Genomic DNA, 9,725 nt, shown 5'->3' with positions numbered 1-9,725 from the left:
GACCATCTGCGCTCCTCCGCCTTCCTGATTTCCGACGGCGTGCTGCCGTCGAACGAGGGCCGCGGCTATGTGCTGCGCCGGATCATGCGCCGCGCGATGCGCCATGCGCAGTTGCTCGGCGCGCGCGATCCCTTGATGCATCGTCTGGTTTCGGCGCTGGTGCGCGAGATGGGTCAGGCCTATCCGGATCTGGTGCGGGCGGAAAAGCTGATCGAGGAAACGCTGCGGCTGGAAGAAACCCGTTTCCGCAAGACGCTGGAGCGCGGCCTGTCGATCCTCGACGAGAAGAGCAGTTCGCTGAAGAAGGGCGACATGTTCGACGGCGACACCGCGTTCACGCTGTACGACACTTATGGCTTCCCGCTCGACCTCACCCAGGACGCGCTGAAGTCGCGCGGCATCAGCGTCGATATCGCGTCGTTCACCGATGCGATGGAAAAGCAGAAAGAGAAGGCGCGCGCGTCGTGGTCGGGAAGCGGCGATACCGCCAGCGAGAACATCTGGTTTCCGCTGCGCGAGAAGCTCGGCGCGACCGAGTTTTTGGGCTACGAGACCGAGACCGCCGAGGGCGTGGTCTCGGCGCTCGTCAAGGACGGCAAGGATGCTGACAGCCTCAAGGCCGGCGAGACCGGCTCGATCGTTCTCAACCAGACCCCGTTTTACGCGGAGTCCGGCGGTCAGGTCGGCGACACCGGCGTGATGATCGGCGAGGGCGTCAGGTTCCGTGTCACCGACACCCAGAAGCGGGCCGGCGATCTGTTCGTGCATCAGGGCAAGGTGGAGCAGGGTACACTGACGGTCGGCACCGCCTTGCAGCTGGAGGTCGACCACTCCAGGCGTTCCTCGATCCGCGCCCATCATTCCGCGACGCATCTGCTGCACGAGGCGTTGCGCCAGGTGCTCGGCGACCACATCGCCCAGCGTGGCTCGCTGGTGGCGCCGGACCGCCTGCGTTTCGATTTCGTGCATCAGAAGCCGATCACCCCGGAAGAAATCGCCCGCATCGAGGACATCGCCAACGAGGTGGTGCTGGAGAATGACGAGGTCACCACCAGGCTGATGGCGGTGGATGACGCGCGCGACGCCGGCGCTCGCGCGCTGTTCGGCGAAAAATACGGCGACGAGGTCCGCGTGGTGACGATGGGCCGCAGCGCCCGCGCCCACGGCAGCAACGCGCTGGGCTGGTCGGTGGAATTGTGCGGCGGAACCCATGTCAAACGTACCGGCGATATCGGATTGATCTCGGTGACCGGCGAAAGCGCAGTCGCCTCAGGCGTCCGCCGCATCGAGGCGCTGACCGGCAACCACGCGCGCAAACATGCCAACGACACCATGGAGCTCGCCAAAACCGCGGCAGGCGAATTGCGCACCACGCTCGACGAGATGCCGGCGCGCATCGCCGCCTTGATGGAAGAGCGCAAGAGACTGGAGCGCGATCTCGCGGAGGCGCGCAAGCGGCTCGCGATGGGTAGTGGCACTTCCGTCGGCAATGGCGCGACGGCAGGTCCCGCCGGCGTGCGTCAGGTCGGCGACGTCAAGCTGATGGCGCGCGCGGTCGAAGGCATCGAAATGAAGGACCTCAAGAGCCTCGCCGATGACGGCAAGAAGCAGCTCGGCTCCGGCGTGGTCGCCATCGTCGGCGTCACCGCGGACGGCAAGGCCGGCGTCGTGGTCGGCGTCACGCCCGATCTGACCTCGCGCTTCAGCGCGGTCGATCTGGTCAAGATCGCCTCCGAGGCGCTCGGCGGCAAGGGTGGCGGCGGACGGCCCGACATGGCGCAGGCTGGCGGTCCCGATGGCGCCAAGGCGGGTGCCGCTCTCTGGGCGATCGAGAAAGCCATGGGTAGTGTCTGACAGGCTCAATCCGGGGAACAGCGCGATGCAAGGCCACGATCTGCGCCGCCGGGTTTACGATCTGCTCGAACACGACAACATCCCGTACACGCCGAGCGCGCGGCTGGCGCATCTGATCGTCGCGATCGTCGTCATCAACGTGTCGGTGATGGTGCTGGCATCGGTTCCGGAGATCAACGCGCGGTTCGGCCGGCTGCTCATGGCGGTCGAGATCGCCTCGCTCGCGATCTTTGCCCTCGAATATGCGGCGCGGTTCTGGAGCGTGGCCGGACATGCACCGGTGCGCGAGATGAGCCCGTGGCGCGCCCGGCTGGACTACGCGACCTCCAGTCTCGGCATCATCGACCTGCTGTCGGTGCTGCCGTCCGGAGTCGCATTGCTCGGTAACGAGCGCCCGATGCTGGTGCTGGTCGGCATGCTGCCGTTCTTCAAGCTGGTGCGCTATTCGACCGCGATGCGCTCGTTGCTGGCGGCGGTCCATGCCGAGCGGCGCACGCTGTTCGGATGCCTGGTGATCTTGGTCGGCGCAGTGCTGACCTTCGCGTCCGTGATGTACGCGGTCGAGCATGAGGCCCAGCCTGACAAGTTCGGCAGTATTCCGCTCGCCATGTGGTGGGCGATCGTGACGCTCGGCACCGTCGGCTATGGCGACGTAGTCCCGGTGACGGCGATGGGCAAGACGGTCGCCAGCTTCGCCATCGTCGGCGGGCTGATGATGATCGCGCTGCCGGTCGCGATCATTTCCGGGGCCTTCGCCAATGAGGTCCGCCGTCACGACTTCATCGTGACCTGGGGCATGCTGGCGCGGGTGCCACTGTTTTCGCATCTGCGCGCCGCCGAGATCGCCGATATCATGCGGCTGTTGCGCACGCAGACCATCGAGACCGGCGAGATCCTGGTGCGGCGGGGGGAGCCGGCCTCGTCGATGTATTTTATCGCCGCCGGAGAGGTCGAGATCGAACTGCCGGCGCAGCGGGTGCGGCTCACCGACGGCAGTTTCTTCGGCGAGATCGCGCTGTTGCAGCGAACCCAGCGCAGCGGCACCGTCACCGCCATGCGCAAGTCGAACCTGCTGGCGCTCGACGCGCAGGATTTTCACGCCCTGATCGCGCGCGCTCCAAAACTCGCGGCGCATGTACAGGAAGTCGTCAAGGCGCGGCTCGCCGATACCGCGGTGGCGCAGAAGGGCGATATCGCCGCAGACGAACTTACGCAGGCCGCGCAGAGGGATGATGATGAAGGCGGAGTCGTCGTGTAGTCGCCAAGCTCCGGACTATTTCCTATCCAAAAACGGCGCCACCACTTCCCGCGTTTCCTTGCTCGGCACCACGGGCACGATCTCGAAGGTCATGCCGAGGCCTTGGCAGTTCAGGATCCATTCCTGTATGAGCCTGACGTCGTCGCATTCCATCAGCTGAAAGCAGCGGTCGAAATTGGGCTCGATCCAGCTGCCGAGATAGCTCAGCCCTTCGGGAAATTTTATGCCCTGATCGCGGACGCGCTTGTAGACCGGGATCGGATCCCGGTCCTTGAAGCGTTCGATAACCATGAAGAGCATCGGTCGATTGCTCCCCGGAAATGGCGATCAGGCCATTTCCTTCGTCAGGTTTTCCGCGACCTTGTCGAGGAAGCCCGTGGTGGACAGCCAGCGCTGGTCGGCGCCGACCAGCAGGGCCAAATCCTTGGTCATGAAGCCGGCTTCGACGGTGTCGACGCAGACTTTCTCCAGCTTCAGCGCGAACTTCGCCAGGGCCTCGTTGTTGTCGAGCTTGGCGCGGTGCGACAGGCCGCGGGTCCAGGCGAAGATCGAGGCGATCGAGTTGGTCGAGGTTTCCTTGCCCTTCTGGTGTTCGCGGTAATGCCGGGTCACCGTGCCGTGGGCGGCTTCGGCTTCGACGGTGTTGCCGTCGGGGGTCATCAGCACCGAGGTCATCAGGCCGAGCGAACCATAGCCCTGCGCCACGGTATCCGACTGCACGTCGCCGTCGTAGTTCTTGCAGGCCCAGACATAACCGCCCGACCACTTCATCGCTGCGGCGACCATGTCGTCGATCAGGCGATGCTCGTAGGTGATCTTCTTCTCGTCGAACTTCGCCTTGAATTCCTTGTCGAAGATGTCCTGGAAGATGTCCTTGAAGCGGCCGTCATAGATCTTGAGGATGGTGTTCTTGGTCGACAGGTACACCGAATAGTTCTTGGCGAGGCCCTGGTTGAACGAGGCGCGGGCGAAATCGGCGATCGAATCGTCGAGATTGTACATCGCGAGCGCGACGCCGGCGCTGGGCGCCTTGTACACTTCCCGCTCGATCACGGTGCCGTCCTCGCCGACGAACTTCATCGTCAGCGTGCCCTTGCCGGGAAACAGGAAGTCGGTGGCGCGGTACTGGTCGCCGAAGGCGTGGCGGCCGATGATGATCGGCTTGGTCCAGCCCGGCACCAGCCGCGGCACGTTCTTGCAGATGATGGGTTCGCGGAACACGACGCCGCCGAGGATGTTGCGGATGGTGCCGTTCGGCGACTTCCACATCTGCTTGAGGCCGAACTCCGCCACCCGGGCTTCGTCAGGGGTGATGGTGGCGCATTTGACGCCGACGCCGTACTTCTTGATGGCTTCGGCGGCGTCGATGGTAACCTGGTCGTTGGTCTGGTCGCGGTATTCCATCCCGAGGTCGTAATATTTCAGGTCGATATCGAGAAACGGGTTGATCAGCTTGTCCTTGATATATTGCCAGATGATCCGGGTCATCTCGTCGCCATCGAGTTCGACGACGGGGTTGGTCACCTTGATTTTTGCCATGGCAGATCGGGCCTTTTTGAGAACAGCTCGTTTCGGGACGGATGGGGTGATGGTGCCGTGGCTATAGCACCCGAAAACGCGGGCTGGAAGGCGAATGGCAGGGCCGATCCGGCTGGTTCTCGGACCTGCCCGAAACGCCGCTCCAGCGAGCTTCGTGTCTTGCCCGGCTCCATGGCGTGGATCACCGCGGTACCGCCGCCTGGATGCGCGGGACGGCGGTGACGCACCTCTCCCGGGAAGGCGCAATTGGGGTTTTGGCCGAGGTTCAGATAGTGCGGCTAAGTCGATTATTTTGCTTGAGAAATCCTGCCCGCTGCGCAATCCACTGGGGCTGGCCCGTGAGGCGCTGAATCAGTTTCTTCGGAACTTGATTCAACGCCTTCAGAAGTTGAATCAGAAAGTGAAGCGAATGTCCGGTTCGGGCACCGACAAGACCAAATCGAGCGTCACGCTGGCGGGGCCGGTCGTCATTCTGGTCGAGCCGCAGCTCGGCGAGAACATCGGCATGGCCGCGCGCGCGATGGGCAATTTCGGCCTGACACGTTTAAGAATCGTCAATCCGCGCGACGGCTGGCCCAACATCAGCGCACAGCGCGCCGCCTCCGGCGCTGATCATATCCTGGATGCGGTTGAGCTGTTCGACACCGTCGAGCAGGCGGTGGCGGACTGCACGCTGCTGTTCGCCACCACCGCGCGCGCCCACGACCAGGCCAAGCCGGTGGTGGCGCCGGAAGCCGCGGCGCGGGAGATCGTGGCCGGCGTCGCCAGCGGCGGCACCGTCGGCATCCTGTTCGGCCGCGAGCGTTACGGGCTGCAAAACGAGGAGGTGGCGCTCGCCAACCGCATCATCACCTTCCCGGTCAATCCGGGGTTTGCCTCGCTCAACCTGGCGCAGGCGGTGCTGCTGATCGGCTATGAATGGTTCAAGCTCTCGACCGCGGGCGCGCTGCCGTTCGCGATGCCTGTCCATTCCGAGCCGGCCTCGCAGCACCAGATGCAGGCGTTCTTCGACAATCTGGTCCGCGAACTCGACAAGGTCGAATTCTTGCGCCCCGCCGAGAAGCGCGAGACCATGCTGGTCAATCTGCGCAACATCTTTACCCGGATGGAGCCGACCAAGCAGGACATGCACACGCTGCACGGCGTTGTGATGGCGATCGCGGAAGGGCGCAAGGGCCCCGCCAAGGGCGGCGTGCTCGACGGCGAACAGGCCACCCGCTTGCGCGCGCTGCTCGCCGAACACGGGCAGCACGCCTCGCCGTCGGAAAGCGGCACCGTGCGCGGGCTGGCGCGGCTGTTGCGGCGTAACCCGACCGACGCCGAGCGCATCCTGTGGGAGGGGCTGCGAACCGACCGCCGGTTTGCCGGACAGTTCAAGCGCCAGACCCCGGTCGGCCGCCACATTCCGGATTTTGTCAGTTTCGCGCACCGGCTCGTGATCGAGCTAATCAATCCCGATGAGACCGAGGTGATCGTCAGAGATCGCGCGGCGCGGCAAGAGTGGCTGGAAGCGCGCGGCTATCGCGTCGTGGCGATGGTGTCCGCGGAGGTCGAGGCCGATATCGGCGGGCAGCTCGGGCGGCTTGAATCGCATCTCACACCGAGTCCCTGAAGGCGCGTCGCGCGCTGTCCTGCTCAAAAATTCGGCAGCCTGTGTTACTTTTGACGCCCTTGTATACATTCGGCGCCCTGCATTGACGGATTTGCCTCGCCGGTTACTGCTCGCAGGAGGCCTAAGCGCGGGTTTCACGCGAGTCGATGTGGGTGCGCGCCGGCCTTGCGGCGCTCTGCTGCCATTTCCGTTGATGGCACAGCGATTGCAGTTTTGTGGACGCCAACCCGGCGCCGACGAGGAGCAATCGATGTCCACATTCGACAATCCGTTCGATCCCGACCGCAGTCTCCGCGCCGGCGGCTGCAGTTGCGGCCAGCATACCGGCGAGGCCGAGCATCAGGCCGCGGCCCGATTGCAGACCCAGGCATCGATCGAGAGCGAGCTGAAGTGCTACGAGGGCGTCGTCGCTTCCGCCGTGATGCGAGCGATGTTTCCGCAGGATCTCGCGCGACGCTCCTTCCTGAAATCGGTGGGGGCCGCCACCGCAGTCGCCGCGGTGTCGCAATTCTTCCCGCTGCAGGCCGCGACCGAGGCGTTCGCGCAAGGCGGACCGCTGGAAAAGAAGGACCTCAAGGTCGGCTTCATCCCGATCACCTGTGCGACGCCGATCATCATGGCGGCGCCGATGGGGTTTTACGCCAAGAACGGCCTCAACGTCGAAGTCATCAAGACCGCCGGCTGGGCCGTCATTCGCGACAAGACCATGAACAAGGAATACGACGCCGCGCATATGCTGGCGCCGATGCCGCTCGCCATCACCATGGGCGTCGGCTCCAATCCGCAACCCTACACCATACCCGCGATCGAAAACATCAACGGCCAGGCGATCACGCTCTCGGTCAAGCACAAGGACAGGCGCAATCCGAAGGACTGGAAAGGATTCAAGTTCGCCGTCCCATTCGACTATTCGATCCACAACTACCTGCTGCGCTACTACCTCGCCGAGGCCGGCATCGATCCGGATGTCGATGTTCAGATCCGGGCGGTGCCGCCGCCGGAAATGGTCGCCAATCTGCGCGCCGACAATATCGATGGCTTTCTCGGGCCCGACCCGATGAATCAGCGCGCGGTCTATGACGGCGTCGGCTTCATTCACATCCTTACAAAGGATATCTGGGAAGGGCATCCGTGCTGCGCCTTCGCTGCGTCGAAGGAATTTGTCACCTCGATGCCGAACACCTATGGCGCGCTGCTTAAGTCGATCATCGAGGCTACCGCGTTCGCGCACAAGGCCGAGAACCGCAAGCAGATCGCGGAGGCGATCGCGCCGGCGAATTACCTGAACCAGCCGCAGATCGTGCTCGAGCAGATCCTCACCGGCACCTACGCCGACGGCCTCGGCAACATCGTGAATCAGCCGAACCGCGTCGATTTCGATCCGTTCCCGTGGCAGTCCTTCGCGATCTGGATCATGACGCAGATGAAGCGCTGGGGCCAGGTCAAGGGCGACATCGACTATGCTGGCGTCGCCTCGCAGGTCTATCTCGCCACCGACGCGACCAGGCTGATGAAGGAGGCCGGGCTGACGCCGCCGACCACCACCACCAAGAGTTTTTCGGTGATGGGCAAGATCTTCGATCCGGCCAAGCCGGAGGAATATCTCAACAGCTTCAAGATCAGGAAGGCGTCGTGAGCGTGGCGCGACACCATTTGCATCCGTCGTCCCGGCGAACGCCGGGACCCATACACCTCGGCTTCTCGTTGCGGCACGCGGTTCGACACCTTTCGCAACACGCAACACCGGGGGTTGATGGTGTGGACGGCCCCCTACGGCATCGAGTGTGCCAGAATGAGCTTGTCAGTGATCTCAGACAAGGGAGCCGTCCGTGGAACATATTATCCGAATTGGCATGGATACGTCGAAGCATATTTTTCAGCTGCATGGGGTTGATGCGGATGAACAGCCGGTGTTGCGCAAGCGGCTTCGGCGCAAGGAAATGGTTTTGTTTTTCGCCAAACTGCTACCGACCGTGATCGGGATGGAGGCGTGCGGCGCAGCGCATTACTGGGCGCGCGTGCTGCGTGGGCTCGGTCACGAAGTGAAGCTGATGGCGCCGCAGCATGTTAAGCCTTACATCAAACGTAACAAAAACGACGGGCGCGATGCCGAGGGAATGTGCGAGGCGATGAGCCGACCGACCATGCAGTTCGTGCCGGCAAAGACTGAAGAGCAGCAGGCAGCCCTGATGCTGGCGGGGGTTCGCCAGCAACTGATCGCCAGGCGCACCCAACTGAGCAACGCGATCCGCGGCTACGCGGCGGAGTTCGGACTGACAACGGCCAAGGGGCTGGACAAGATCGAACCGCTGTTGGCCCGGATCGCGCAAGACAACAGGGTGCCGGAGTTGGCGCGCGAGCTGTTCGCTTTCCAGGGAACAGATTATGCGCGACTGCAAATTGAGCTGAAGGCGATCGAGGCCAGGCTGATGGCTTGGCACCGCGCCAATGCCTGCAGCAAACGGCTGGCGCAGATCCCCGGAGTAGGGCCGATCGGCGCCACCGCACTTGTAATGAAGACTCCCGATCCGCGCGCATTCCCCTCCGGTCGGCAGTTTGCGGCCTGGCTCGGGTTGACCCCAAAAGATCATTCCACCGGCGGCAAGATCAGGCTCGGCAAGATCACCCGCGCCGGCGATGAGGTCTTGCGAAGCCTGTTGGTGGCGGGGGCGACCGCGGTGATCCAGCAGGTCAGGAAGGGCCGCGGCCGTCCGTCGCCATGGCTGCTTGATTTGCTGAAGCGCAAGCCACCCAAACTCGCGGCCGTGGCGCTTGCCAACAAGATTGCCCGTATCGCCTGGAAGCTGATGGCGACCGGGGAAAGTTACGACAGCACGCGGATGACCGGCCCATCGGTATCCGCCGCTTAAGAGATCGGTCGGTCGGCGGGTTCGCCGCACCGGCCGGGCCGGAGCTGCAAGAGGAGATCAGATGGTAGGATCGATCGATCCAAGGTGCGAGACATCCCGTGGGACCCATTGGCATAAGACAGGCCGTGTGGTTGTTTGGAACTCGCGTCGCGGAAGCCATCTTGGCCGCGGTCCAACCGACCGCAACAACAGGCCGTACATATGGGCGCAAGCGATCCGATCAAACCTAAGAAAACTCTTGCGGCACGGGGGCCGTCCACATATGGGTCCCTGCTTTCGCAGGGACGACAAAACGGGGTGTGCTTCTACGACGGCTGCTGCCGCCGCCGCGGCGCCTCGGCTTCCGCCGCAACCTCACCCTCCTCGCGCCAGCGCAAAATCTCCACCGCCAGGATCGGGTGGTTGAATCCCTTCAGCGTCAGGTCCTCCAGCTGGCGGCCCTCGGCCCATGGCTCGACCATGCCGAATACGCGCTGGCTGACCACGATCTGGCCGGCCCTGGCTTCGTCGCACAGCCGCGAGGCGAGGTTGGTGACGCTGCCGATCGCGGCGTATTCCAGCCGCTGCTCGAAGCCGATCTGGCCGAGCGTCG

Annotated in this window: 7 protein-coding genes and 1 pseudogene; 5 read left to right on the top strand and 3 right to left on the bottom strand. The window is 63.8% G+C overall.

Annotation, left to right across the window (positions count from 1 at the left end; translation table 11 throughout):
* Both alaS and Q8N40_RS17325 read left to right on the top strand, forming a co-directional pair.
* A partial coding sequence (alaS, locus tag Q8N40_RS17330; protein WP_305712676.1) for an alanine--tRNA ligase occupies positions 1 to 1,854 on the top strand: 1,854 nt, incomplete at its 5' end.
* A gap of 25 nt (positions 1,855 to 1,879) precedes the next feature.
* Positions 1,880 to 3,112, top strand: a complete 1,233-nt coding sequence (locus tag Q8N40_RS17325; protein ID WP_305321454.1) for a cyclic nucleotide-gated ion channel — start codon at positions 1,880 to 1,882, stop codon at positions 3,110 to 3,112.
* A 15-nt stretch (positions 3,113 to 3,127) separates the two neighbouring features.
* Here Q8N40_RS17325 and Q8N40_RS17320 read toward each other — a convergent pair whose 3' ends face one another.
* Complete coding sequence (locus Q8N40_RS17320; protein ID WP_305321455.1) at positions 3,128 to 3,412, bottom strand: DUF3303 domain-containing protein; 285 nt, start codon at positions 3,410 to 3,412, stop codon at positions 3,128 to 3,130.
* A 27-nt stretch (positions 3,413 to 3,439) separates the two neighbouring features.
* Entirely contained in the window at positions 3,440 to 4,651 is a 1,212-nt protein-coding gene (locus tag Q8N40_RS17315; protein WP_305712675.1) for an NADP-dependent isocitrate dehydrogenase, read from the bottom strand.
* Positions 4,652 to 5,060: 409 nt separating this feature from the next.
* Between Q8N40_RS17315 and Q8N40_RS17310 the strand changes: the two genes are divergently transcribed.
* From Q8N40_RS17310 to Q8N40_RS17300, 3 genes are all read left to right on the top strand, one after another.
* Entirely contained in the window at positions 5,061 to 6,263 is a 1,203-nt protein-coding gene (locus Q8N40_RS17310) for a TrmJ/YjtD family RNA methyltransferase (RefSeq protein WP_305321457.1), read from the top strand.
* A 250-nt stretch (positions 6,264 to 6,513) separates the two neighbouring features.
* The gene (locus Q8N40_RS17305; RefSeq protein ID WP_305321458.1) at positions 6,514 to 7,899 is read left to right on the top strand and encodes a CmpA/NrtA family ABC transporter substrate-binding protein; all 1,386 of its coding nucleotides are present in this window, start codon (positions 6,514 to 6,516) and stop codon (positions 7,897 to 7,899) included.
* A gap of 193 nt (positions 7,900 to 8,092) precedes the next feature.
* Positions 8,093 to 9,133, top strand: coding sequence for an IS110 family transposase (locus Q8N40_RS17300; RefSeq protein ID WP_305712674.1), 1,041 nt, complete (start codon positions 8,093 to 8,095; stop codon positions 9,131 to 9,133).
* 305 nt (positions 9,134 to 9,438) lie between these two features.
* Here the strand turns inward: Q8N40_RS17300 and Q8N40_RS17295 are convergent.
* A pseudogene (locus tag Q8N40_RS17295) lies at positions 9,439 to 9,725 on the bottom strand (adenylate cyclase); the annotation flags it as partial.

The organism is Bradyrhizobium sp., from assembly GCF_030693485.1.
GTDB lineage: Bacteria > Pseudomonadota > Alphaproteobacteria > Rhizobiales > Xanthobacteraceae > Bradyrhizobium.
This window is presented reverse-complemented; position numbering and strand designations above follow the sequence as displayed.

What these genes read in the sequence shown, in the direction of transcription:
- Q8N40_RS17310 (WP_305321457.1), top strand. Translation starts at nt 5,061, where the DNA reads ATGTCCGGTTCGGGCACCGACAAGACCAAATCGAGCGTCACGCTGGCG.
- Q8N40_RS17320 (WP_305321455.1), bottom strand. Translation starts at nt 3,412, where the DNA reads ATGCTCTTCATGGTTATCGAACGCTTCAAGGACCGGGATCCGATCCCG.
- Q8N40_RS17315 (WP_305712675.1), bottom strand. Translation starts at nt 4,651, where the DNA reads ATGGCAAAAATCAAGGTGACCAACCCCGTCGTCGAACTCGATGGCGAC.
- Q8N40_RS17305 (WP_305321458.1), top strand. Translation starts at nt 6,514, where the DNA reads ATGTCCACATTCGACAATCCGTTCGATCCCGACCGCAGTCTCCGCGCC.
- Q8N40_RS17325 (WP_305321454.1), top strand. Translation starts at nt 1,880, where the DNA reads ATGCAAGGCCACGATCTGCGCCGCCGGGTTTACGATCTGCTCGAACAC.